Origin of the sequence: Paraburkholderia phenazinium, assembly GCF_900142845.1 — a bacterium.
Classification (GTDB): Bacteria; Pseudomonadota; Gammaproteobacteria; order Burkholderiales; family Burkholderiaceae; genus Paraburkholderia; species Paraburkholderia phenazinium_A.
Window position 1 is genome coordinate 3031199 of the sequence record NZ_FSRU01000002.1, and the last position, 23658, is coordinate 3054856.

The window sequence follows — 23658 nt, forward strand, 5'->3', positions numbered from 1 at the left end:
CCAGTTTACCTGTTCGGAGTTGTCCGACCCACTGCGTTGGGGTTCGACGGTACCATCGACCGCTTGACAAAAAATCGCGACAGCGCCTGGACCGATTCATGCCGCCTATGATTTCCGACTCCGGCCACCCTGCGTGGCCCGCGTTTCTCACTTTCCTGCAGCGTGCCGCGCTGGCACAGCACAACGGCCAGGCCGAAGCGCGCGCTATCTGGCTCGAAGCCGCGGCGCTCCTGCAAGCCGTCGACCACGACGCGACCGAGCGCATCACCCGCGGTTTGCTTGAGCAACGCCGGCATGAGGACGCCGTCGCATTCGCCGCCATTATTGCGCAACTGCGGCCCGATGAAGCCATCGCCAGCTTCCGCCTCGGCTACGCGCTGCAGTTGGCGAACCGGCACCGCGACGCACTCGCGCCGTATCGCCATGCGCTCGCTCTCGATCCACAACTGCCGCAACTGCGCACCAATCTGGCTGGCGCGCTCTCGCTTGCCGGAGGCGACCTCACCGAGCAGGTCGCGCTGCTGGAAAGCGCGCTCCAGGCCGACCCGCTCGACAGCAACGCCTGGACCAATCTCGCCCAGGCGAGCCGCTTCGCGATGGACTTGCCGCGCGCGCTGGAAGCGGGCGCCCGCGCCGTCGAACTGGCGCCCGACAGTCCGCTCGCGCTGAACAACTATGCGCTGGCGCTCAAGGAAGCGCAACGCTGGGACGAGGCCGTCGGGCACACGCAAGCCGCCTGCGAGCACGCCCCTGGCGACCCCACGATGCGCTCGAACCTGGCAATGCTGCAGCTCGTGCGTGGCGACTACGTCAATGGCTGGCCGGCTCACGAAGCGCGCTGGCAGGGTTCTCAGGAACTGGGCGGCAACCGGCCGGCAATGCCGGCGCCGCAATGGCAGGGCGAGCCGCTCGCCGGCAAGACACTGCTGGTGTGGGGCGAACAGGGCATGGGCGATCTCCTGCAGTGCTGCCGCTACATCCCACTGCTGGCGGCGCGCGTGCATGCGCAAGGGGGCCGTGTCGTCTGGAACTCGTTCCCGCAGATGGGGGCGCTCCTCGCGCGCAGCCTCGGCGGCCACGTGGACGATTACTCGGCGGGCGGCGGCGTCGAGACGCTGCCCGCATTCGACTACGAGATCCCGCTGATGAGCGTGCCGCTCGTGCTCGGCACGCTCGACGACACCCTTCCCGGCATGGTGCCCTACCTGCAGCCGGATGCCGCCGCCAGCGCCGCCTGGCAGGCGCGCCTCGCCGGCGAAAAGCGGCTCAAGGTGGGACTGGCGTGGACCGGCAGCCTCAATCACCAGCGCAATCCGTTCCGGGCGGTGGGCTGGGAGCGCTTTGCAACGGCCTTTCGTGGCATCGGCGGCGCGGCGTTCTATTCGCTGCAGCCGGGCGCCACGGCCGATGTGGCCGCCGCGCAAACAGCCGGCCTGCCGATGATCGATTACACCGCCGAGCTGAAAAGTTTCGACGACACCGCGGCCTTCGTCAGCGCGCTCGATCTGGTGATTACGGTCTGCACCTCGGTCGCCCATCTGGGTGGCGCGATCGGCCAGCGCACCTGGGTGCTGCTCGACGTCAATCCGCACTGGACATGGCTGCTGGAACGGCGCGACAACCCGTGGTATCCCACCGCGACGCTGTACCGCCAGCGCCAGTTCGGCGAGTGGGCGCCGGTGCTGGACGAGGTGACGCGCGATCTGGCGGCGCTCGCCGGCCAGCCTCGGTAGGGCCGAGCGGTACATGGTGCCGCGTTAGTGCCAGCAACGAAGCACGCGACGCGCCGACCGGCATAGGCAAAGCGCAGGCAAACTCACGCCGGGCCTCGCGCCCCTCAGGCCCTTCACGTCCCTTAAGCCCCTCAGCCCGCTTCACCCCCAACCACACGTCCCGCCTGCACGCGGGCAATCTCAGCCGCAAGGCACTCCGGGCACAGGCAGCGGCCGCCCGGCTCCAGCCGGTCTGCGGGCAACGCCGGCATCGCCTTGCACCAGCAGTCGAACGGCTGCCCGTGCATGGCGCAGTCGAACACACTGGCGCAACGCGGGCAGCGCGCGCTCGTCGCATGCGTCGGGTCAACGGGCGGATTCATGGCACATCCCGAATGGAGTTACCGGACATCCGGTCAGGAAATAATGCCACGTCTGGCGAGCCGCCTGAAAGCGCGGTCTCGCCGCCGGCGGCACACCCCTGCAAATACCCCGCAAATGCCCTCGGAACCGCCTCCAAAGTGGCGTGCGCGCAACGTCCATTGCGCAGTGCGGAAGCGCGGCGGCACTCGTCGCCGGAACGCATATGGAAAACCCTGTTGCAGCGCGCCAGTCCTGTACAATTCGCCGTGTTTCAACTGTTCCGTGCCTGAGCCCTGCCGCCATGTCCGAAATTCCCGACCTTTCGCAGATCGCCCCCACCCTGAAGGCTGAAATTCTGGCCGAGGCGCTGCCTTATATTCGCCAGTATCACGGCAAGACCGTGGTCATCAAATACGGCGGCAACGCAATGACCGAGGAGCGTCTGAAGCAAGGCTTCGCGCGCGACGTCATTCTGCTGAAGCTGGTCGGTATCAATCCGGTCATCGTGCACGGCGGCGGTCCCCAGATCGACCAGGCGCTCAAGAAAATCGGCAAGCAGGGCACCTTCATCCAGGGCATGCGCGTCACGGACGAAGAGACGATGGAAGTCGTCGAATGGGTGCTCGGCGGCGAAGTCCAGCAGGACATCGTCACGCTGATCAATCACTTCGGCGGTCACGCCGTGGGTCTCACCGGCAAGGACGGCGGCCTGATCCACGCCCGCAAGATGCTGATGCCGGATCGCGAGAACCCCGGCCAGTATGTCGACATCGGCCAGGTCGGCGAAGTCGAGGCGATCAACCCGGCGGTCGTGAAGGCACTGCAGGACGACGCGTTCATTCCGGTGATCTCGCCGATCGGCTTCGGCGAAGACGGCCTGTCGTACAACATCAACGCGGATCTGGTCGCGGGCAAGCTGGCGGTCGTGCTGAACGCCGAAAAGCTCGTCATGATGACCAACATCCCCGGCGTGATGGACAAGGAAGGCAATCTGCTGACCGACCTGTCCGCGCGCGAGATCGACTCGCTGTTCGCCGACGGCACCATCTCCGGCGGCATGCTGCCGAAGATCTCCTCCGCGCTTGACGCGGCGAAGAGCGGCGTGCGCTCGGTGCACATCATCGACGGCCGTATCGAACACTCGGTACTGCTGGAAATCCTGACCGAACAGCCGTTCGGCACGATGATCCGCTCGCACTAAGCATGTTTGGCCAGGCAGCGCGTCCCGTGGATGAGCTGCCTGTTTCGCCTGGCAGGCTACCGCCTGGCGCTTCGCTTGACCTCACCACAGCAGTCTCGGCATCAGGCGCCAGGCCCCGCATCCGCCGTGGCGCCCTGCCCTTCCTTTTTTCTCCCGCCGCACGCATGATGGACCGCAGGCCACCGCTCGTTCATTGCAAACCGCGGCGGCACGAACCCGGTCCGGTTTCCCGTCATCATGCGCACCTTCCCCTCGAGCCACGCTAAACGCCGCCGGCCCCACATCGCAGGCGGCAGTCCGGTGTGGCTGTTCGATCTCGACAACACGCTGCACCACGCATCGCACTCGATCTTTCCGCAGATCAACCGGGCGATGACGCAGTACATCATCGACACCCTGCAGGTGGACCGCGACGAAGCCAACCGCATGCGCGTCGGCTACACCGAACGCTACGGCGCGACGCTGCTCGGTCTCGCCCGTCACACCCCGATCGACCCGCATGACTTCCTGAAGGTCGTGCACACCTTCGCCGACCTGCCGTCGATGGTACACAGCGAACGCGGCCTCGCCCGCCTGGTCGCCGCCCTGCCCGGCCGCAAGATCGTGCTGACCAACGCCCCGGAACAATACGCGCGGGCGGTGCTGGCCGAACTGCGCGTCGAGCGGCTGTTCGAGCGCGTGATCGCCATCGAACACATGCGCGACCGGCGCGGCTGGCGCGCCAAGCCCGACGCCGGCATGCTGCGCCGGGCAATGCGCGACGCCCACGTGCCGCTGGCGGACGCCATCCTGGTCGAAGACACGCGCTCGCATCTGAAGAACTACCGCAGGCTCGGCATCCGCACCGTGTGGATCGTCGGTCATCTGCCGGGCCACACGGGCGCCAGCGGCATTCCGGGCCGCTTGCCGGGCACGGGCCGGCCGCACTATGTCGACAAGCGCATCCGTTCGTTAAAATCACTCCGATTGGGCACCCGCTCAGTGCGACTGAAGGGACGACAGACATGCAACCGATTCACAAGCATGACGAAGCCGTAACCGAAGAACCGCCAGCCACGGGCAGTACCCGCGCGGCCCGCCTGAAACCGGGCGAACGCCGCGTGCATATCCTCCAGACTCTCGCCACCATGCTGGAGGCGCCGAAGAACGAGAAGATCACCACCGCGGCGCTCGCCGCGCGGCTCGGCGTCTCGGAAGCCGCGCTGTACCGGCATTTCGCCAGCAAGGCGCAAATGTTCGAAGCCCTGATCGAATTCATCGAGCAATCCATCTTCGGGCTGATCAACCAGATCGCAACGAAAGAGCCCAATGGCGTGCTGCAGGCACGAACCATCGCCTTGATGCTGCTCAACTTTTCCGCGAAAAATCCCGGCATGACGCGCGTGCTGACCTGCGAGGCGCTGGTGGGCGAGCATGAACGGCTAACCGAGCGCGTCAACCAGATGCTCGAACGGGTCGAAGCGTCGCTCAAGCAATGCCTGCGGCTCGCCCTGATGGACGCCAATGTGCAGAGCGAGGCACACGCGCACAATCCGGCAACCGTGCCGCTGCCGGCCGACTACGACCCCGCCGTGCGGGCCAACCTGCTGCTCAGCTATATCGTCGGGCGCTGGCACCGCTATGTGCGCAGCGGCTTTGCCCGCAATCCGGCCGAACATGCCGACGCTCAGTTAAGACTGATTCTTCAGTAGTCCAAGGCAGTCGTACACATCGCGCAGGTGGCGGCACGTCGTGTCGAAACTCCGAATACCACGGTAAGCGCTGTGCGGGACGCCCTTGCGTTCGTATACGGCGTGCGCAGCGGCGGTTCACGCACCGGGCCGCGCCCCGGCGCGCCCGGCGTTGCCACGCTGAATTTTCCGCTATACTTTGCGCCTGACTGTTGTCACCAACGGTCGTAGACGCGCCGATTTGCTGACTCGATTGCGGGCGCGCGAACCTGCCGGAATTCCATCCGGCGGTTCACTATAAATGCGGCTAAAGAGGTCGTCAGCCGCGCACATCGTCCTTTTCCGTGCCTTGCCGACACCATTTAGCCGTCCCTGTTGAAGGCGGAATGAATGGATTCAATCGGTATCGTCGCTCCCCAGAAAATGCATTTCTCCGAGCCGCTGCTCATGCAGAACGGTAGCTCGTTGGCCGGTTTCGACCTGATGGTGGAAACCTACGGCACGCTCAACGCTGCGCGCAGCAATGCCGTGCTGGTCTGTCACGCGCTGAACGCCTCGCACCATGTGGCGGGCGTCTATGCGGACGACCCGAAGAATGTGGGCTGGTGGGACAATATGGTGGGCCCGGGCAAGCCGCTCGACACGAACAGGTTCTTCGTCATTGGCGTGAACAACCTCGGTTCGTGTTTCGGCTCGACCGGTCCGATGAGCCTCAATCCCGCCACGGGCGTTCCGTACGGCGCGAGCTTCCCGGTCGTCACCGTGGAAGACTGGGTGAACGCGCAGACGCGCGTCGCCGACGCGTTCGGCATCGAGCGTTTCGCCGCGGTGATGGGCGGCAGCCTCGGCGGCATGCAGGCGCTCGCGTGGAGCATGATGTATCCGGAGCGCGTCGGCCATTGCATCGTGGTGGCATCCACGCCGAAGCTGTCCGCGCAGAACATCGCGTTCAACGAGGTGGCGCGCTCGGCGATCCTCTCCGATCCCGACTTCCACGGCGGCAACTACTACGCGCATGGCGTAAAGCCGAAGCGCGGGCTGCGCGTGGCGCGCATGATCGGCCACATCACGTATCTGTCGGACGACGACATGGCGGAGAAATTCGGCCGCTCGCTGCGTCGCGCGGAAGGCGCCGTCGATGCCTACAACTTCAACTTCGACGTCGAATTCGAAGTGGAATCGTATCTGCGCTATCAGGGCGACAAGTTCGCCGATTACTTCGACGCCAACACCTATCTGCTGATCACGCGCGCGCTCGACTATTTCGATCCGGCCAAGGCCTTCGACGGCGACCTGACGAAAGCCGTCGCCCACACCACGGCGAAATACCTGATCGCCAGCTTCACGACCGACTGGCGTTTTGCGCCAGCACGCTCGCGCGAACTGGTGAAGGCGCTGCTCGATCACAAACGCACGGTGACCTACGCGGAAATCGACGCGCCGCACGGCCACGACGCCTTCCTGCTCGACGACGCGCGTTATCACAACCTGATGCGCGCCTATTACGAACGTATTGCCACCGAGGTGAACGCATGAACCAGCGCGCTCTCGATTATCTTGCGCTGCGCCCCGACTTCCGCGCCATCGCCCGCTGGGTCGAACCGCGCGCGACGGTGCTCGATCTGGGCTGCGGCGACGGCTCGCTGCTCTCGACGCTGACCGAGGAGCTCGAAGTGTCGGGCTACGGCATCGAGATCAACGACGCCGGAGTGCTGGCCGCCACGAAGAACGGCGTGAACGTGATCCAGCAGAATCTCGAAGACGGCCTGCGCCTGTTCGAAGACGGCAGTTTCGACTTCGCCATCCTCTCGCAGACACTGCAGACCATCCACCAGACCGCCGCGATCCTGCGCGAGACGGTGCGGGTCGGCAAGGAATGCATCGTCTCGTTCCCGAACTTCGGCTACTGGGCCCACCGGCTTTCGGTCTTGCGAGGCCGCATGCCGGTGTCGAAATCGCTGCCGTATCAGTGGCACAACACGCCGAACGTGCGGGTGCTGACCATCAAGGATTTCGAGGCGCTGGCGCCGGAGGTGGGCATCGAGATTCTCGACCGGGTCGTGCTGCATGGCGGCCAGGCGGTGCGGTGGGGGGTGAACTGGCGTGGTAGTCTTGCGGTCTATCGCGTCAAGAAAAGCTAACGCCACTCACCCAAATGTCGAACCCGCCGCACGAGGCGCCCGCACTTACCGCTCACGTCGAACACACCGGCTGGCGCGCGTTTCTCAACACGCATATGCTGATCTGCGTCTTTCTCGGCTTTACGTCGGGATTGCCGCTCTTCACGCTCGTCTATCTGGTGCAGGCATGGCTGCGGTCCGAAGGCGTCAATCTGAAGGAAATCGGCCTGTTTGCGCTGATCCAGTTTCCCTATACGTGGAAATTCGTCTGGGCGCCGCTGATGGACCGCTACGTGCCGCGCCTGCCGGGCTGGCGGCCGGGACGCCGGCGCGGCTGGATGCTGGTCACGCAAGTCCTGGTGGCCGGCGCGATCGCCGCGCTCGGTTTCGTGTCGCCGCGCGATTCGATCTGGACGGTCGCGGCGCTCACCGCGCTGGTGGCGTTTTTCGGCGCCAGCCAGGACATTTCCATTGATGCCTACCGGCGCGAGTTGCTCACCGATACCGAGCAGGGTCTCGGCAACGCGGTGCATGTCAACGCTTACAAGATTGCGGCGCTGGTGCCGGGCTCGCTCGCACTGATTCTGTCCGACCATTTGCCGTGGACCACCGTCTTCATGGTGACGGCCGCGTTCATGGTGCCGGGCATGATCATGACGCTCGTGGTGCGCGAACCGAAGGTGCACGGCGCGCCGCCGCGCAACCTGCGTGAAGCGATCGTCGAACCGTTCCGCGAATTCATCCTGCGCGACGGCTGGCGCGGCGCACTGTTCGTGCTCGGCTTTATCTTCCTGTACAAGCTCGGCGACACGATGGCGACCAACCTGTCGACGTCGTTCTTTCTGGACATCGGCTACTCGCGCACGCAGATCGGCGTGATCGCCAAGACCACCGCGTTCGGCGCGAGCCTCGCGGGGGGGATCGTCGGCGGACTCTGGATGATGCGCATCGGCATCGGCCGCGGGCTGTGGGTGTTCGGCGTGCTGCAGATGGTGTCGACGCTCGGCTTTGCCTGGCTTGCGCATCTCGGACCGGCGTCGCCGGGACTCACGGCCATCTACGATTTCGCCGTGTTCGCGAGCCACGCCGTGACGCGGCTGCTGTCCGTGTTCGGCATCGACTGGACGGTGCTGCTTGATCCACGCTCGGTCGCGCTTGCGCTCGTCTACGGCCTCGAAACCTTTGCGACCGGCCTGACGATGGCGGCATTCACCGCGTACATCGCCAGTACCACCGATCCGCGCTACACCGCCACCCAGTTCGCGCTCTTCACGAGTCTTGCTTCGGTGCCGCGCACGCTGGCCTCTGCGGCAAGCGGCTACGTGGTCGCGCAGATCGGCTGGTTCGACTACTTCCTCGCCTGTACCGCACTGGCGCTGCCCGGCATGCTGCTGTTGCTGCGCATCGCGCCGTGGAGGCTGCGCTCGTGAGCGGGCCTGCGGCACGGCACAAGGCCGCTGCGAAACCGCCCCACGGGATCGCGGCCGCCGCGCGTCGCGCACTGCGTGCGGCGCTCGCGTTGCTCTGCGCGGGCAGTGTGCTTGCGGCGCCATGGAGCGCCTACGCGAGCGCAATGCCTGCCGCGCAGGCGAGCAGCGCGGCCACGCCGGCGAGCGCGCCCGCCGCGAAGTCGGCACCGGCCGCGGCGCCGGCTGCAGCGCCTGCCGAAAGCCCCTCTGCCGCGACATCAGGCGCTGCGAGTGCAGCGAGCGGAGCCAGCGCCGGCAGCACGCCCGTCGCCCCCTCCAGCCCGACCGCACCGCAGAGTCCATCCGCGACCACCGGACAGCCGCCACACACCGCCAACCAGGCCGCAGCGCCGTCCGTGCCGCCGCCCTACTCGCCGCCCCCTCAGCAGCTGCATTTCGGCAGCTATGCGGTGTTCCGCAATCTGATTCCCTCACCGGCACTGGAAGCGCAGGCCGCCGACGAATTCGAACAGATCGTCTACGGCGCCCAGCACGCCGACCGCCTCTACCCCGCCAGCGACGCACGGGTGATCCGCGTGCGCTCGATCGTCGACAAGCTGATTCCGTATTCGCTGAAGTGGAACGAACGGGCGAAGAACTGGAAGTGGACCATCGCGGTGATCCGTTCGCCGGATATCCGCATGTACTGTCTGCCGGGCGGCAAGATCGTGATCTACAGCGGCATCCTCGATCGCGTGCGTCTGAACGACAACGAACTGGCCATGCTGCTCGGCCACGAGATCGCCCATGCGCTGCGCGAGCACGCCCGCGAGCGTCTCGGCGAACAGCAGGCGGCGCAACTCGATTCGTCCGGCACGATTCCGCAGTTATTCGGGTTGGCCGATCTGGGCGCGACGGTGCTCGGCATCGGCTCGCAACTGCTCGAGATGAAGTACACGCCCACCGACGAAACTGAGGCCGACGTGATCGGCAGCGACATCGCCTCACGCGCAGGTTACGATCCGCGCGCCGCGATCACGCTGTGGGACAAGCTGGCGGCGGCGACGCACAGCAATCGCAATCAGGACTACATCTACGGCCATCCGTACACGGCCGCACGCCGCCAGGACATCGTGAAACGGCTGCCGGACATGCTGCAGCTCTACGCGAAAGCTATCGGCAAGACCGTCGACGAGCTGCCCGACTATGCGGGTATCGGCCGCCCGCGGCGCGTTCCGGTTCGCGGCGACTGAAGCGCTGAAGCACCCCGCACAAGCGGGGCACCTGACGCCCGCTTACTTCTTGACCTTGTGGTCGTAGTCGACGGTCAACGGCGCGTGGTCGCTGAACTTGATGTCGCGGAACACGTCGGTGCGCTTTGCCTTGCCGGCAATGCCTGCCGTGGCGATCTGATAATCGATCCGCCACCCGACGTTCTTCGCATACGCCTGACCGCGATTGCTCCACCACGTGTACTGCTCGGGCCGTTGATCGAGCGTACGGAACACGTCGACGTAACCCACTTCGTCGAACAGCCTGGTCAGCCACGCGCGCTCTTCCGGCAGGCAACCTGAATTCTTCTGGTTGCTCTTCCAGTTCTTGATGTCGATTTCCTTATGGACGATGTTGACGTCGCCGCACACGATCACTTCGCGTTCCTGGCTCAGTTCGGCGAGATGCGGCATGAACTCGTCCATGAAGCGGAACTTGGCCTGCTGACGGTCTTCGCCGCTCGAACCGGACGGCACATACACCGACACCACCGAGAGCTTGCCGAAACGCAGTTCGACATAGCGTCCTTCGGGATCGAACTCTTCGCTGCCGAAGCCGATCACCACCTCGTCCGGCTCATGACGCGTATACACCCCCGCGCCGCTATAGCCCTTCTTCACCGCATGCTGAAAGTAGCCGGTGAAGTTGTGCGGGGCGAGAAACTCGGGGGTCATGTCGTCCTGCGAGCATTTGATTTCCTGCACGCAGAGAATGTCCGCTTTCTGTTCGCCGAACCATTCGAAAAAGCCCTTCTTGGCCGCAGAGCGGATGCCGTTCAGGTTGGCGGTAATCACACGCAACATGTCGTTCCTTTATTGTTGATCCGTTGGGGGTTCATGGCTCAGGGTTCGACTCCATCCGGAGCGGAAACCATGGCTCACGTCATTCGACTTTCACGCCCTTGAGCGATTCCTTCGCCGGCGGATACTCGAGCTTCAGGCCTTCGAAGCTGCGCAGCAGCAACTCGGCGACCATCACGTTGCGATGGGTCTTCGAGTCGGCCGGGATGATGTACCACGGCGCGTAGGGCGTCGAGGTCGCCGCCAGCGCGTCGTGATACGCCGTCTGATACTGATCCCACTGTTTGCGCGCCTCCAGATCCGAGACGTCGAACTTCCAGTGCTTGGTGGGATCGTCAATGCGAGCCTGCAGGCGCGCACGCTGCGCGTCCTTCGAAATGTGCAGCATGCATTTGATGATGGTCGTGCCGTTCTCCGCCAGCATCGCTTCGAAATCGCGAATCTGCCGGTAACGCTGCTCGCAGGTAGCCTTGTCCAGTTGACCCAATACGACCGGCACCAGCACGTCCTCATACTGACTGCGGTTGAACACCGTCAGTTCGCCGGCCGCCGGCACCTGCGAATGCACGCGCCACAGGAAGTCGTGCGCCTGTTCGACAGGCGTCGGCGCCTTGAACGGCACAATGCGCAAGCCGAGCGGATCGACGTCGTGGAACACCGCGCGCACCGTACCGTCCTTGCCGCTCGTATCCATGCCCTGCAGCACCAGCAGCACGCGCTGCAAACGCTGGGCATGCAGGCGCTCCTGCAACGCGTCCAGCTCAGCACCGATTGCCGCCAGACGGTCGCGATCGCCGTCCTTCGTGCCTGTTGAAAACGGCTTCGCGGCCGGGTCGAAATCGGCGAGCGCGAATTTTGCGATCTTCTTGCCGTCGTCGAAATACGGCACGCGGAAATCGTCGAGTTCCGGCTTTTTTGCCATACGTTGGCTCCCATGTTCGCCACGTCTGCTACAAGCGCGCTGCAGCAAAACGAAACGGGCCGCTGCCCTACTTTCGTCCGGCAACAGCCCGTTAGTACCGAAGCCGCGCACTTATACATGCACGCGCAACGGCCACTCCATCACTTCGTTCAGGACAGCTTTTTCTTCAGCAGTTCGTTGACCTGCTGCGGATTCGCTTTGCCCTTGGTGGCCTTCATCGCCTGGCCGATCAGCGCGTTAAACGCCTTTTCCTTGCCGGCGCGGAATTCCTCGACCGACTTCTGGTTGGCCGCAAGCACCTCGTCGATGATCGCTTCCAGCTCGCCCGTGTCGGAGATCTGCTTGAGCCCCTTCGCTTCGATGATACGGTCGGCCGCGGCTTCGTCGGTGGCCTTTTCGTCCCAGATCGCCACGAAGATTTCCTTCGCGATCTTGTTCGAAATCGTGCCGTCCGCGATGCGTTGCAGCAGCAGCGCCAACTGCGTTGCGGAGACCGGGCTGTCGACGATGTCGAGACCTTCGCGGTTCAACAGCGACGACACTTCGCCCATCATCCAGTTCGCCGCGACCTTCGCCTGCGCCGCGCCGAGCTTCGCCACCAGCGCTTCGTAGTACGCGGCCATCGCCTTGCTCGAGGTCAGCACGACCGCGTCATAAGGCGTGAGGCCGTACTGGTCCACGAGGCGCTGCTGGATCGCGACGGGCAGTTCGGGCATTTCGGCCTTCACGCGCTCGACCCATTCCCGCTCGATCACCAGCGGCATCAGATCCGGGTCCGGGAAATAGCGGTAATCGTGCGCGTCTTCCTTGCTGCGCATGGAACGCGTCTCGCGCTTGTCCGGATCGTAGAGACGCGTTTCCTGCACCACCGTGCCGCCGTCTTCGATCAGTTCGATCTGACGGCGCACTTCGTACTGGATCGCCTCTTCGAGGAAGCGGAACGAGTTCAGGTTCTTGATCTCGGCACGCGTGCCAAACTCCGCTTGCCCAACCGGCCGCACCGACACGTTCGCATCGCAGCGGAACGAGCCTTCCTGCATGTTGCCGTCGCAGATGCCGAGCCACGTGACGAGCGTATGCAGCGTCTTCGCATAGGCCACCGCTTCGGCGGCGCTGCGCATTTCCGGCTCGGTGACGATTTCGAGCAGCGGCGTGCCGGCGCGGTTCAGATCGATGCCCGTCATGCCCGCGAAGTCTTCGTGCAGCGACTTGCCGGCGTCTTCTTCAAGGTGAGCGCGCGTCAGGTTGATGGTCTTGACGTACGCTTCCTTGCCGGCTTTCTCGTTGGCCGGCACCTGGATCGTGACCGTGCCGCCTTGCACCACCGGAATTTCGTACTGGCTGATCTGATAGCCCTTCGGCAGATCGGGGTAGAAATAATTCTTGCGGGCGAAGATGCTGCGCGGCGCGATAGTCGCACCGATGGCAAGGCCGAATTCGATCGCGCGCTGCACGGCGCCGCGGTTCATCACCGGCAGCGAGCCCGGCAAAGCGAGGTCCACGGGGCAGGCTTGCGTGTTGGGTTCGGCACCGAACTGCGTGGCGGCGCCCGAGAAAATCTTCGAGACGGTCGACAGTTGCGTGTGCGTCTCGAGACCGATCACGACTTCCCATTGTTTGGTCATGTGTTCACACTCCTGCCGGTGCCTGGCGATGCCAGCCGGTTGCGCGCTGGAACGCATCCGCAACCTGCAGCATGCGAGCTTCGTTGAAATAGTTGCCGATGATCTGCAGACCGACCGGACGCTGCGCATTCGCGCCCGCGCCGAAGCCGCACGGCACGCTCATGCCGGGCAAGCCGGCGAGGCTCACCGACAGCGTGTAGATATCGGCGAGATACATCTGCACCGGATCGTCGCCCTTCGCCCCCAGGTCCCACGCCACCGACGGCGCCACCGGCCCCATGATCACGTCGCACTGCTTGAACGCCTGCTGGAAGTCGTTCGCGATGATGCGGCGAATCTTCTGCGCCTGCAGGTAGTACGCGTCGTAGTAGCCGTGCGACAGCACGTAGGCGCCCACCAGAATGCGGCGCTTCACTTCCGGGCCGAAGCCTTCGGCGCGCGACTTCTTGTACATGTCGAGCAGATCGCGGTACTCGGCGGCACGGTGGCCGTAGCGCACGCCGTCGAAACGCGACAGGTTCGACGAGGCTTCCGCCGGGGCGATCACGTAGTACACGGGGATCGACAGCTCGGTTTTCGGCAGCGTGACCTCGACCAGCGTAGCGCCGAGGGCTTCGTATTGCTTCAGTGCAGCATCGATGGCGGCGCGCACGTCGTCGGCGAGGCCTGCGCCGAAGTATTCCTTCGGCAGGCCGATGCGCAGGCCGGCGAGCGGCCTGGCCGCCGCGCCGTCGGCGGACCAGCTCTGGCCGAGATAGCGCGTGTAGTCTTCGTCGTCGCGCACGAGGCTGGTCGAATCGCGCTCGTCGAAACCGTGCATGGCGTTGAGCAGCAGCGCGCAGTCCGAGGCGCTCTGCGCCATCGGGCCGCCCTGATCGAGCGACGAGGCGAACGCGATCATGCCGTAGCGCGACACGCGCCCATACGTAGGCTTGATGCCCGTAATGCCCGAGAACGAGGCCGGCTGGCGGATCGAGCCGCCGGTATCCGTACCGGTTGCAGCGGGCGCAAGACGCGCGGCCACGGCTGCGGCGGAACCGCCCGACGAACCGCCGGGCACCGCCTTCGTGTCCCACGGGTTCTGCACCGGGCCGAAGTACGAGTTCTCATTGGACGAGCCCATCGCGAACTCGTCCATGTTGGTCTTGCCGACGCACACCATGCCGGCGCGCTTCAGACGCTCGACCACCGTTGCGTCGAACGGGCTCGTGTAATTGGCGAGCATCTTCGAGCCGGCGGTGGCGCGCCAGCCGCGCGTCACGAACACGTCCTTGTGGGCGATCGGCAGGCCGACCAGCGGACCGGCGTGGCCGGTGTGAAGCAACGCGTCGGCGGCTTTGGCCTGCTCGAGCGTCAGATCGGCGTCGACCTGCACGAAGGCGTTCAGGCTTTTGGCTGCGTCGATCCGCTTCAGATAGAGCTGCGCCAGTTCGACTGCGGAGCATTCCTTCGCAGCGAGGGCGGCACGCAGTTCGGTCAAGCTTTTTTCATGCATTGCGTTTTTCCTGAAGAACGGGACGCGCAGCCCCCAGGGCACTGCGCGCCGGATCCATATTCTTATTCAATGACCTTCGGCACCAGGTACAGCCCGTCCTGCACGGCAGGCGCAGGGCGCTGGAATTCGTCGCGCTGCACGATTTCCGTCACGGCGTCTTCGCGCAGACGCAGTGCAACATCTTCGATCTGCTCGATCGGATGGGCGAGCGGTTCAATGCCCTTGGTGTCGACGGCCTGCATCTGCTCGACAAGGCCGAAAAAATCATTGAGCTGGGCGAGCGTATGCTCAGCTTCGGCGTCGGCCAGTTCGAGCCGCGCAAGATGCGCGATGCGCTTAACATCGGTCAGGGTCAGAGCCATGCAGTCACCGGAAAATGTGGTGGACCGTCACAGGGTGGGAAAAACAATGCTGTGACAGCGGGTTACGACACTGGAGGAGCCCCTCGAAAAAGGGGCCAGCGGAGGCAAAAAGTGCCATCCGTTTCCTTCAAATCATTCAAAATTATAAGGTATCATTACGCGTTCGACCCAAACCCGGACCGACTTACCAAGGGCTTTCTGGTCATTTGCAGCAAATGATCCAGAGATAGATGCCTGACCATGTTCCGGCCTCCGGTAGATTCCCTCGCAGCTTCAAGCCTCTGTGGCGCAGCATCCGCCCGGTTGAAGCTGTTATTTTTTCCGCTGCCGCCCTGCGCATTCGGTGCGATGCGAGGCCAGGCCCCAAGCGAGACAGGATTTTGAATGTTCGGTTTTTTGCGCAGCTACTTCTCCAACGATCTGGCGATTGACCTCGGAACCGCCAACACGCTCATCTACATGCGTGGCAAAGGTATCGTTCTCGACGAACCGTCAGTGGTGTCGATCCGCCAGGAAGGCGGTCCCAACGGCAAGAAGACCATCCAGGCAGTCGGCAAGGAAGCCAAGCAGATGCTTGGCAAGGTGCCCGGTAACATCGAGGCCATCCGCCCGATGAAAGACGGCGTGATCGCCGACTTCACCGTCACTGAGCAGATGATCAAGCAGTTCATCAAGACAGCTCACGAATCGCGCATGTTCTCGCCGTCGCCGCGCATCATCATCTGCGTGCCGTGCGGCTCCACCCAGGTGGAACGCCGCGCCATCAAGGAAGCGGCTCACGGCGCAGGCGCCTCGCAGGTTTACCTCATCGAAGAACCCATGGCCGCCGCAATCGGCGCCGGCCTGCCGGTGTCGGAAGCCACCGGCTCGATGGTGGTCGACATCGGCGGCGGCACCACGGAAGTCGGCGTGATCTCGCTCGGCGGCATCGTGTACAAAGGCTCGGTGCGCGTCGGCGGCGACAAGTTCGACGAAGCCATCGTCAACTACATCCGCCGTAACTACGGCATGCTGATCGGCGAACAAACCGCTGAAGCGATCAAGAAGGAAATCGGCTCCGCGTTCCCGGGCTCGGAAGTCAAGGAAATGGAAGTGAAGGGCCGCAACCTGTCGGAAGGCATTCCGCGCAGCTTCACGATCTCCAGCAACGAAATCCTCGAAGCCCTCACCGATCCGCTGAACCAGATCGTGTCGTCGGTGAAGATCGCACTCGAACAGACGCCGCCGGAACTCGGCGCGGACATCGCCGAGCGCGGCATGATGTTGACGGGCGGCGGCGCACTGCTGCGCGACCTGGATCGTCTGCTCGCCGAAGAAACCGGCTTGCCGGTGCTCGTCGCCGAAGACCCGCTGACGTGCGTCGTGCGCGGCTCGGGCATGGCGCTCGAGCGCATGGACAAGCTCGGCAGCATCTTCTCGTACGAGTAAGCGAGAGCTTATCTCCATGTCAGCAGCGCGGATCGGACGGCCAGCCTTCTTCGGGGTGGCCTGTCTTGGGCTGGTTCATCCAGCTGCCGCGCGCTGAGTACGCGTTTCCGCGCCGAAGTCAGACCAACCGCTCACGCCCCCGGCGCCGACCATGGAATACAGTCCGCCGCCTCTGTTCAAGCAAGGCCCCTCCGCACTCGCACGGCTGATTTTCTTCGTGCTGCTGGCGCTCGCCCTGCTGATCTCGGATGCGCGTTTCAGGACGCTCGAAATCGTTCGCGGTGTCCTCGGAGCGGGTCTATATCCGTTGCAGCGCGCCGCGCTCGTACCGCGCGACATGTTCATGGGCGCCGCGGATCTGGCCGTCACCAGCGCCACGCTGCGCGGTCAGAACGACACCCTGCGCAAGAAGAACCTGCAACTCTCGCTGCAGGCCAACACGGCGGCCGAACTGGGCGCCGAGAACGAACATCTGCGCCTGCTGCTGCAACTCTCGCAGCGCATGACCACGCAATCGATCCCCGCTGAAATCCAGTACGACACGCGCGACCCGTTCACCCAGAAGGTCATCATTGGCCGTGGCGCGCAGCAGGGCATCCAGGACGGCTCGCCGGTCGTCAACGAAGACGGCGTGATCGGCCAGGTCACGCGGGTATTCCCGATGCAGGCGGAAGTCACGCTGCTGACCGACAAGGATCAGGCCGTGCCGGTGCAGGTGGTGCGCACAGGTCTGCGCAGCGTGATTTACGGCACGCCGAAGGGCGATTCGCTCGACCTGCGCTTCGTGCCGATCAGCGCAGACCTGCAGGCCGGCGACGAACTGGTGACGAGCGGCCTCGACGGCACCTATCCGCCGGGCTTGCCGGTGGCCAAGGTGGTGCGGGTCGACAAGCAGGCCGATACGGCATTCGCGCGCGTAGTGTGCCTGCCGGTTGCGCCGGTGCGCGGCGCTCGCGAGCTGCTGGTGTTGCACTATCAGAACACGGTGCCGCCGCGTCCGGCGGACGAACCCGATGCCGCCAGCTCCGCAAAGGAAGCGAAGGCGAAGAAGGGGGCGAAATCCGCGGAGAAGGCGCCGGAGAAGAACGCCAAAGCGGCGGCGCCCGCATCCGCCGCTACTGCGGCGGCAGCCAGGCCGAGTTCGGCAACGGCAACGGCAGCGGCAGCAACGGAAAAGAAGGCCGCTCCCGAGAAGAAGCCCGTGGGCGAGAAAAAGCCGGCTGGCGAGAAGAAAGCCGACGGCCGGCCGCCCGTAGAAAAACCGGCAACGGGAGGGATCGACGAGTGAACCGCCCTCAATACATCCTGCAGCCGGTTAACCCGTACTTCATCGCCTTCAGCCTGGCAGCAGCCTTCCTGCTGAACCTGATGCCGTGGGGACGCCTGATCGGCGTGCCCGACTTCGTCGCACTCGTGCTGCTGTTCTGGAACGTGCACCAGCCGCGCAAGGTCGGCATGGGCATCGCGTTCCTGCTCGGCATCCTGATGGACGTGCACAACGCCAGCCTGCTCGGCGAGCATGCGCTGGCCTATACGCTGCTGTCGTACGGTGCGATCACCATCCACCGGCGGGTACTGTGGATGCCGATGGGCGTGCAGACCTTCGCGGTAATGCCCCTGTTCGTGGTCGCGCAGCTCGTGCCGTTCGTGATCCGGCTGCTGATGGGCGCGGCGTTTCCCGGCTGGGGTTACCTGATCGACGGGTTCATCGAAGCCGCGCTTTGGCCCATCGCGAGTGCGCTGCTGCTGATGCCGCAGCGCCGTCCGGCCGATCCGGACGACACCCGGCCCATTTAGCGCAGTGCGCGCACCGAGCCCCTCCTTGAACCCGCGAAACACGCGCTCCCCCGGCCGGCTCGGCCCACACCGCTCTTGCCTCCCGGTCACGGCCGGCGGCTCATTCACCGTTTACGGCCGCTCCGCGGCCTTTTGACCAAAAGCATGGCAGCCGAATTCAAGGACACTCAGCAACAGCTCTCGAAGTTCCGCCTGCGGGTCGCGGCGGCGGGCCTGTTCGTGTTCGTCTGCTTCGGGCTGATCGTTTTCCGCTTCCTGTTCCTGCAGGTCTGGCACTACAGCAAGTATTCGCTGCAGGCCGACGAGAACCGCATCTCGGTGGCGCCGATCGTGCCGAACCGCGGCATCATCACGGATCGTAACGGCGTCGTGCTGGCGAAGAACTACTCCGCCTACACGCTGGAAATCACGCCTTCGAAGCTCAACGACACGCTCGACAACGTCATCGACAATCTCGCGACCGTCATTACGATCGACGCACGCGACCGGCGCAACTTCAAGAAGCTGCAGGAAGACTCGAAGAACTTCGAGAGCCTGCCGATCCGCACCCGCCTGACCGACGACGAAGTCGCGCGCTTCACCGCGCAGCGCTTCCGCTTCCCGGGCGTCGAGGTGCGTGCGCGGCTGTTCCGTCAGTACCCGCTAGGGGCGACGGCCGCGCACGTGATCGGTTACATCGGGCGCATTTCGCAGCGCGATCAGGACCGCATCGACGAAGCCAGCGACCAGAACGACAGCGATCCGGATCACTACGATCCGCGCCTCGATGCGAACAACTACAAGGGCACCGACTACATCGGCAAGATCGGTGTGGAGCAGAGCTACGAGACCGAACTGCACGGCCAGACCGGCTTCGAGGAAGTCGAGGTGACCGCAGGCGGACGGCCGGTGCGGACCTTGTCGCGCACTCAGGCGACGCCGGGCAACAACCTCGTGCTGTCGCTCGACATCGGCCTGCAGCAGGTCGCCGAACAGGCATTTGCCGGCAAGCGCGGCGCGCTGGTGGCGATCGAACCGTCGAGTGGAGACGTGCTCGCCTTCGTGTCGGCGCCGAGCTTCGATCCGAATTCGTTTGTGGACGGCATCGACCAGCAGACCTGGGACGACCTGAACAACTCGCCCGACCACCCGCTGCTGAACCGGCCGCTGCACGGCACTTATCCGCCGGGCTCCACCTACAAGCCGTTCATGGCGCTCGCCGCACTGACGCTGCACAAGCGCACGCCGGGTTGGGGCTTCCAGGATCCGGGCTACTACACGTTCGGCGGCCACACGTTCCGCAACGACGTGCGCTCGGGCCAGGGCTGGGTCGACCTGAACCGCGCCATCGTGGTGTCGAACGACACGTATTTCTTCATGCTGGCGCATGATCTCGGCGTCAATGCGATCGCCAATTTCATGAAGCCGTGGGGCTTCGGCCAGATCACCGGCATCGATATTGCCGGTGAAGCGAAGGGCATTCTTCCTTCCACCGAATGGAAGCGCAAAGCCTACCGCAAGCCCGAACAGCAGCGCTGGTACGAAGGCGAGACGATCAGTCTCGGGATCGGCCAGGGCTACAACTCGTTCACGATCCTGCAGCTTGCCCATGCGGTCGCCACGCTCGCCAACAACGGCATCGTGATGAAGCCTCACCTGGTGAAGGAAATCGAAAATCCGATCACCAAGGACGAGCGTCTGACCGTGCCGAAGGACGACGGCCGCATCAACGTGTCGCAGACCGATATTGATGTCGTCAAGCGTGCGATGGTCGGTGTCGTGACCAACGGCACGGCGTCGAAGGTCTTCATCGGCGCACCCTATCAAGCCGCGGGCAAGACCGGTACCGCGCAGGTCTATTCGCTGCAGGGCGCGAACTACAAGGGCCACGCGATTCCAGAAAATCTGCGTGACCACGCGCTCTTTATCGCCTTCGCGCCGGCAGACAATCCGAAGATCGCGCTCGCACTGATCGTCGAAAACGGTGGCTGGGGTGCGGAAGTGGCGGGCCCGATCGCGCGCCGCGTGCTCGACTACTACCTCGTTGACCGGAACAAGCCGGGCGCGGAAGCGGCGGCCGTCGCTGCGGCGGCTTCGGCAACCGCGGAGGCGTCGGCGCCGGTGATCGGCTCGGCGCCGACTGCTGTCGAAATCATGCAGCCGGCTTCCGTCGCTGCGGGCTTCACTGCCTTGCCGATGCCCGGCGCCGCATCGAATGCAGCGGGGGCGTCGGCACCGGCTGCGGCGTCGGCGGCTTCGGATGTTGCACCTGCGGCGCCGGTTGGCCCTGTCGTCGCAGCGCCGGACGGCAAGGGCGCCGATAAGAACGCAGCTAATCGGGCGGCAACGGGTGCAGATCGGTCAGGCGCTACGGCAAACGACGCCTCGGCTCCGTTCGTCGCCACCACCGTGCTGGCGGACCCAGCCTCGGCCCCCACCAGGACACTGGTGCCGCGCAAATCCGGTCCGCACCATCCACGCCCGGCCAGCGAACCGTCGCCCACCGCCGCTGCGCCATCGCGCGACGATAGCATTCAGCCCACGTCACCCCGCCAGCCGGTTTCCGGCGGCATCGACGAGTAAGGAGAAAGGCATGCAATTCGACAAGCGCGCCTGGCTCGATCGCATCAAGAAGATGTTCATCGGCTTCGACCGCCCGCTCGCACTCGCGGTGTTTCTGCTGATGTGCGTCGGTATCGTCACGCTGTACAGCGCCACGCTCGACATGCCGGGTAAGGTGGAAGACCAGTTGCGCAACATCATGCTGACCTTCGTGCTGATGTGGGCGCTCGCGAATGTGCCGCCCACCACGCTGATGCGCTTCGCCGTCCCGCTGTATACCTTCGGCATTGCGCTACTGGTAGCGGTGGCGCTATTCGGTCTCACGCGCAAGGGGGCCAAGCGCTGGATCAACGTCGGCGTGGTGATCCAGCCGTCGGAGATCATGAAAATCGCCACACCCTTGATGCTCGCGTGGTACTACCAGCGCCGCGAAGGCGTGATGCGCTGGTACGACTATCTGGTCGGCCTGATCATTCTGGCCGTGCCGGTGGGCCTGATCGCCAAGCAGCCGGACCTCGGCACCGCCGTGCTGGTGTTCGCGGCGGGTCTGTTCGTCATCTACTTCGCGGGCCTGAGTTTCAAGCTGATCGTGCCGGTGCTGATTGCCGCGGCGATCGCGGTCACCTCCATTGCGGTGTTTCAGGACAAGATCTGCCAGCCTGAAGTGCAGTGGCCGCTGATGCACGACTATCAGAAGCACCGTATCTGCACCTTGCTCGACCCCACCTCCGATCCGCTCGGCAAGGGCTTCCACACCATCCAGGCGGTGATTGCGATCGGCTCGGGTGGCCCGCTCGGCAAGGGCTGGCTGAAGGGCACGCAGGCCCACCTGGAATTCATTCCCGAGAAGCACACCGACTTCATTTTCGCGGTGTTTTCCGAGGAGTTCGGGCTCGCCGGCGGGGTGGTGCTGCTGTTCCTGTATATGTGTCTGATCGCGCGCGGGCTATACATCGCGGCGAATGGCGCCACACTCTTCGGCCGGCTATTGGCGGGCTCGCTGACCATGGCCTTCTTCACCTATGCGTTCGTCAATATCGGCATGGTGAGCGGAATCTTGCCGGTGGTCGGCGTGCCGCTGCCCTTCATGAGTTATGGAGGCACGGCGCTGATTACGCTGGGAATCGCGACGGGCCTGATCATGAGCGTCGGGCGACAGAAGCGGCTGATGCAGAGTTAATCCAGAGCGGATGCACGGCTCGCGATACGAAAAGGGGCGCATCTTGAACTGCGCCCCTTTTCAATTGAACGGCCTCATTCGCCTATTCGCGCGCTTTACTGCGGTTTGGCCTCGTGCTCATCGCGCAATTGGGCGCTCAGTTGCAGATACTTCAGCTTGGCCGCCGGATCGCCCTGCGCCGCGGCAGCCGCATAGTAAGCACGCGCCACGTTCAGGTTCTTGTCCACGCCGTCGCCGCCGCGTTCGTAGAATGAGCCGGCCACGTACTGCGCGGTCATGTCGCCGCCTTCCGCGGCCTTCTTGTACCAGACGAACGCCTGGCGATTGTCGCGCGCCGTGCCGCGGCCATCCAGAAACTGGTTCGCCAGCGCCAGCTCAGCTTGCACGTGCCCCTGCTGCGCCGCCTTCAGAAACCAGCGGTGCGCTTCCACCGGATCGCGGTCGACGAACTCGCCATCGTCGTACATCTTGCCGTAGACATACTGCGCGTGCGACATGTTCGCGTCGGCGGCCTTGCGCAGCCACTTCTTGCCCTCATCCACGTTGGCCGTCGTGCCTTCGCCGGTGAGCAACATCATCGCGTAGTTGAATTCGGCGAGCCGGTTGCCGCGCAGCGCCGCCTTGTGAAATTCGACGAGCGCCGAGCTCAGGTTGCCCGCGTTGTAATCGGCGACCGCTGTCTGCGTCTCCGGATCGTCGGCTTTGGACGGCTTGTCCTGTGCATTGACCGTCGCCGATGCCGCCACCGCCAATGCGGCACATGCGGCAAACCCCACCGCCACACGCACGACGTACTGCGAAAAACCCTTCATGACCGCACCTCCTGCAGCGCTTGACGCGTCGCGCGCAGCAGCCACATAACGTCGCTTGCCAGCGCGATAAAACGAAAACCGGCGTCGCGATACTGTCGCGCGCCGGCGGAATCCATGGCAAAAATGCCGGTTGCGATGCCGGCATTGTCGGCCGCCGCGACGACGTGGCTCATCGCCGCCTGCACCTCGGGATGCTTCGAATCGCCCAGATGGCCGAGGCTCGCGGCGAGATCGGCGGGTCCGATGAACAGGCAATCGACGCCCGGCGTCGCCGCAATCTTCTCCACCTCATGCACGGCGGATGCCGACTCGATCTGCACGATCGTCGCAATCTGCGCGTTCGCCGTCTGCACGTAGTCGCGCCGCATGCCGTACGACCCCGCACGCACGGCGCCCGCGACGCCACGCAAGCCGTCGAGCGCCTCGGGCGTCGGATACTGGGTCAGACGCACGGCATGCGCGGCCTCTTCAGCCGACTCGATATTCGGGAACATCAGCGTGCGCGCGCCCGCATCGAGCACGCGCTTGACGAGCCACGCTTCGCTCGCCGGCACGCGCACCGCGGGCTCGCTCGGCAGGTGCGCTGCAGCAATCGCGCGCAACTGGTTGGTGACGTCCGCGCTGTCGATCGGCGCGTGCTCCATATCGATCAGCAACCAGTCGAAGCCGGCATGCGCGAGCGCCTCGGCGGCGCTTTCGCAGCCAAGCGAGAGCCACACGCCAAAGAGCGCCTCAGTTTCCTTGAGACGTTGTTTGAGGGGATTGGTGAAGGTGCTCATCGCCGCACTCCGCGGCAACGCACAACGTCGCCTGAAGCACGGGAGAGGCGGCAGGCGCCGCGGGCCTCGCGCCCGCTTTGATGTGCGGTGACCGGCATGTCTCGCTCCGAGTGGTTATCGAAACGATCATACCGTGACAATAACGCGGACGCTGAGGTACGACTCGCAGC

At 64.5% G+C, this 23658-nt stretch carries 21 protein-coding genes; 13 read left to right on the forward strand and 8 right to left on the reverse strand.

What is annotated here, in order from left to right:
• Positions 1-98 precede the first annotated feature (98 nt).
• A complete protein-coding gene (locus BUS12_RS30630) occupies positions 99-1733 on the forward strand; it encodes a tetratricopeptide repeat protein (RefSeq protein ID WP_074301087.1) in 1635 nt (544 codons plus the stop codon).
• A gap of 131 nt (positions 1734-1864) precedes the next feature.
• Here the strand turns inward: BUS12_RS30630 and BUS12_RS30635 are convergent, their stop codons facing one another.
• Positions 1865-2095, reverse strand: coding sequence for a cysteine-rich CWC family protein (locus tag BUS12_RS30635; protein ID WP_074301088.1), 231 nt, complete (start codon positions 2093-2095; stop codon positions 1865-1867).
• A gap of 281 nt (positions 2096-2376) precedes the next feature.
• On the opposite strand from BUS12_RS30635, the gene argB reads away from it, so the two are divergent.
• The 7 genes from argB to BUS12_RS30670 all read left to right on the forward strand — a co-directional run bounded on the left by argB (position 2377) and on the right by BUS12_RS30670 (position 9728).
• Complete coding sequence (gene argB, locus BUS12_RS30640; protein ID WP_074301089.1) at positions 2377-3276, forward strand: acetylglutamate kinase; 900 nt, start codon at positions 2377-2379, stop codon at positions 3274-3276.
• Positions 3277-3513: 237 nt separating this feature from the next.
• Entirely contained in the window at positions 3514-4314 is an 801-nt protein-coding gene (locus tag BUS12_RS30645) for a pyrimidine 5'-nucleotidase (RefSeq protein ID WP_074301090.1), read from the forward strand.
• The gene (slmA, locus tag BUS12_RS30650; protein WP_074301091.1) at positions 4281-4967 is read left to right on the forward strand and encodes a nucleoid occlusion factor SlmA; all 687 of its coding nucleotides are present in this window, start codon (positions 4281-4283) and stop codon (positions 4965-4967) included. The genes BUS12_RS30645 and slmA overlap by 34 nt, the downstream gene beginning before the upstream one ends.
• A gap of 369 nt (positions 4968-5336) precedes the next feature.
• The gene (gene metX, locus BUS12_RS30655) at positions 5337-6482 is read left to right on the forward strand and encodes a homoserine O-succinyltransferase MetX (protein WP_074301092.1); all 1146 of its coding nucleotides are present in this window, start codon (positions 5337-5339) and stop codon (positions 6480-6482) included.
• The gene (gene metW / locus BUS12_RS30660; RefSeq protein WP_074301093.1) at positions 6479-7087 is read left to right on the forward strand and encodes a methionine biosynthesis protein MetW; all 609 of its coding nucleotides are present in this window, start codon (positions 6479-6481) and stop codon (positions 7085-7087) included. The genes metX and metW overlap by 4 nt, the downstream gene beginning before the upstream one ends.
• Positions 7088-7101: 14 nt before the next feature.
• Entirely contained in the window at positions 7102-8496 is a 1395-nt protein-coding gene (locus BUS12_RS30665) for an AmpG family muropeptide MFS transporter (protein WP_074301094.1), read from the forward strand.
• Positions 8493-9728, forward strand: a complete 1236-nt coding sequence (locus BUS12_RS30670; protein ID WP_074301789.1) for a M48 family metallopeptidase — start codon at positions 8493-8495, stop codon at positions 9726-9728. Before BUS12_RS30665 ends, BUS12_RS30670 begins: the two co-directional genes overlap by 4 nt.
• A gap of 42 nt (positions 9729-9770) precedes the next feature.
• Here BUS12_RS30670 and BUS12_RS30675 read toward each other — a convergent pair whose 3' ends face one another.
• The 5 genes from BUS12_RS30675 to gatC form a co-directional block, all read right to left on the reverse strand.
• On the reverse strand, positions 9771-10550 hold the full coding sequence (locus BUS12_RS30675) for an exodeoxyribonuclease III (protein WP_074301095.1): 780 nt from the start codon (positions 10548-10550) through the stop codon (positions 9771-9773).
• A gap of 79 nt (positions 10551-10629) precedes the next feature.
• Positions 10630-11469 carry a PPK2 family polyphosphate kinase gene (locus tag BUS12_RS30680; protein WP_074301096.1) on the reverse strand — a complete coding sequence of 280 codons (840 nt, stop codon included), beginning with the start codon at positions 11467-11469 and terminating at the stop codon, positions 10630-10632.
• Between the two features lie 149 nt (positions 11470-11618).
• Positions 11619-13094, reverse strand: coding sequence for an Asp-tRNA(Asn)/Glu-tRNA(Gln) amidotransferase subunit GatB (gatB, locus tag BUS12_RS30685; protein WP_074301097.1), 1476 nt, complete (start codon positions 13092-13094; stop codon positions 11619-11621).
• A gap of 4 nt (positions 13095-13098) precedes the next feature.
• Positions 13099-14589 (reverse strand): Asp-tRNA(Asn)/Glu-tRNA(Gln) amidotransferase subunit GatA, encoded by a 1491-nt coding sequence (gatA, locus tag BUS12_RS30690; RefSeq protein ID WP_074301098.1) that lies wholly within the window; start codon positions 14587-14589, stop codon positions 13099-13101.
• Between the two features lie 62 nt (positions 14590-14651).
• Positions 14652-14951 carry an Asp-tRNA(Asn)/Glu-tRNA(Gln) amidotransferase subunit GatC gene (gatC, locus tag BUS12_RS30695; protein WP_074301099.1) on the reverse strand — a complete coding sequence of 100 codons (300 nt, stop codon included), beginning with the start codon at positions 14949-14951 and terminating at the stop codon, positions 14652-14654.
• A gap of 384 nt (positions 14952-15335) precedes the next feature.
• Here gatC and BUS12_RS30700 point away from each other — a divergent pair, with 384 nt between their 5' ends.
• The 5 genes from BUS12_RS30700 (at position 15336) to rodA (ending at position 21897) form a co-directional block, all read left to right on the forward strand.
• Entirely contained in the window at positions 15336-16379 is a 1044-nt protein-coding gene (locus BUS12_RS30700; protein WP_004189550.1) for a rod shape-determining protein, read from the forward strand.
• A 151-nt stretch (positions 16380-16530) separates the two neighbouring features.
• Positions 16531-17667 (forward strand): rod shape-determining protein MreC, encoded by a 1137-nt coding sequence (gene mreC / locus BUS12_RS30705; RefSeq protein ID WP_074301100.1) that lies wholly within the window; start codon positions 16531-16533, stop codon positions 17665-17667.
• Positions 17664-18176 carry a rod shape-determining protein MreD gene (gene mreD, locus BUS12_RS30710; protein WP_074301101.1) on the forward strand — a complete coding sequence of 171 codons (513 nt, stop codon included), beginning with the start codon at positions 17664-17666 and terminating at the stop codon, positions 18174-18176. Before mreC ends, mreD begins: the two co-directional genes overlap by 4 nt.
• Positions 18177-18320: 144 nt before the next feature.
• A complete protein-coding gene (gene mrdA / locus BUS12_RS30715; RefSeq protein ID WP_074301102.1) occupies positions 18321-20738 on the forward strand; it encodes a penicillin-binding protein 2 in 2418 nt (805 codons plus the stop codon).
• A 10-nt stretch (positions 20739-20748) separates the two neighbouring features.
• On the forward strand, positions 20749-21897 hold the full coding sequence (gene rodA / locus BUS12_RS30720; RefSeq protein WP_074301103.1) for a rod shape-determining protein RodA: 1149 nt from the start codon (positions 20749-20751) through the stop codon (positions 21895-21897).
• Between the two features lie 95 nt (positions 21898-21992).
• Here the strand turns inward: rodA and BUS12_RS30725 are convergent, their stop codons facing one another.
• The gene (locus tag BUS12_RS30725; protein ID WP_074301104.1) at positions 21993-22709 is read right to left on the reverse strand and encodes a tetratricopeptide repeat protein; all 717 of its coding nucleotides are present in this window, start codon (positions 22707-22709) and stop codon (positions 21993-21995) included.
• The gene (locus tag BUS12_RS30730; RefSeq protein WP_074301105.1) at positions 22706-23488 is read right to left on the reverse strand and encodes an HpcH/HpaI aldolase family protein; all 783 of its coding nucleotides are present in this window, start codon (positions 23486-23488) and stop codon (positions 22706-22708) included. The genes BUS12_RS30725 and BUS12_RS30730 overlap by 4 nt, the downstream gene beginning before the upstream one ends.
• Between the last annotated feature and the right edge of the window lie 170 nt (positions 23489-23658).

Coding starts and splice junctions, on each gene's coding strand:
- BUS12_RS30665 (WP_074301094.1), top strand. CDS start 7,102: ATGTCGAACCCGCCGCACGAGGCGCCCGCACTTACCGCTCACGTCGAA.
- BUS12_RS30680 (WP_074301096.1), bottom strand. CDS start 11,469: ATGGCAAAAAAGCCGGAACTCGACGATTTCCGCGTGCCGTATTTCGAC.
- BUS12_RS30730 (WP_074301105.1), bottom strand. CDS start 23,488: ATGAGCACCTTCACCAATCCCCTCAAACAACGTCTCAAGGAAACTGAG.
- gatB (WP_074301097.1), bottom strand. CDS start 13,094: ATGACCAAACAATGGGAAGTCGTGATCGGTCTCGAGACGCACACGCAA.
- argB (WP_074301089.1), top strand. CDS start 2,377: ATGTCCGAAATTCCCGACCTTTCGCAGATCGCCCCCACCCTGAAGGCT.
- BUS12_RS30675 (WP_074301095.1), bottom strand. CDS start 10,550: ATGTTGCGTGTGATTACCGCCAACCTGAACGGCATCCGCTCTGCGGCC.
- gatA (WP_074301098.1), bottom strand. CDS start 14,589: ATGCATGAAAAAAGCTTGACCGAACTGCGTGCCGCCCTCGCTGCGAAG.
- gatC (WP_074301099.1), bottom strand. CDS start 14,951: ATGGCTCTGACCCTGACCGATGTTAAGCGCATCGCGCATCTTGCGCGG.
- BUS12_RS30700 (WP_004189550.1), top strand. CDS start 15,336: ATGTTCGGTTTTTTGCGCAGCTACTTCTCCAACGATCTGGCGATTGAC.
- mrdA (WP_074301102.1), top strand. CDS start 18,321: ATGGCAGCCGAATTCAAGGACACTCAGCAACAGCTCTCGAAGTTCCGC.
- rodA (WP_074301103.1), top strand. CDS start 20,749: ATGCAATTCGACAAGCGCGCCTGGCTCGATCGCATCAAGAAGATGTTC.
- BUS12_RS30645 (WP_074301090.1), top strand. CDS start 3,514: ATGCGCACCTTCCCCTCGAGCCACGCTAAACGCCGCCGGCCCCACATC.
- BUS12_RS30725 (WP_074301104.1), bottom strand. CDS start 22,709: ATGAAGGGTTTTTCGCAGTACGTCGTGCGTGTGGCGGTGGGGTTTGCC.
- mreC (WP_074301100.1), top strand. CDS start 16,531: ATGGAATACAGTCCGCCGCCTCTGTTCAAGCAAGGCCCCTCCGCACTC.
- slmA (WP_074301091.1), top strand. CDS start 4,281: ATGCAACCGATTCACAAGCATGACGAAGCCGTAACCGAAGAACCGCCA.
- metX (WP_074301092.1), top strand. CDS start 5,337: ATGGATTCAATCGGTATCGTCGCTCCCCAGAAAATGCATTTCTCCGAG.
- BUS12_RS30630 (WP_074301087.1), top strand. CDS start 99: ATGCCGCCTATGATTTCCGACTCCGGCCACCCTGCGTGGCCCGCGTTT.
- metW (WP_074301093.1), top strand. CDS start 6,479: ATGAACCAGCGCGCTCTCGATTATCTTGCGCTGCGCCCCGACTTCCGC.
- BUS12_RS30635 (WP_074301088.1), bottom strand. CDS start 2,095: ATGAATCCGCCCGTTGACCCGACGCATGCGACGAGCGCGCGCTGCCCG.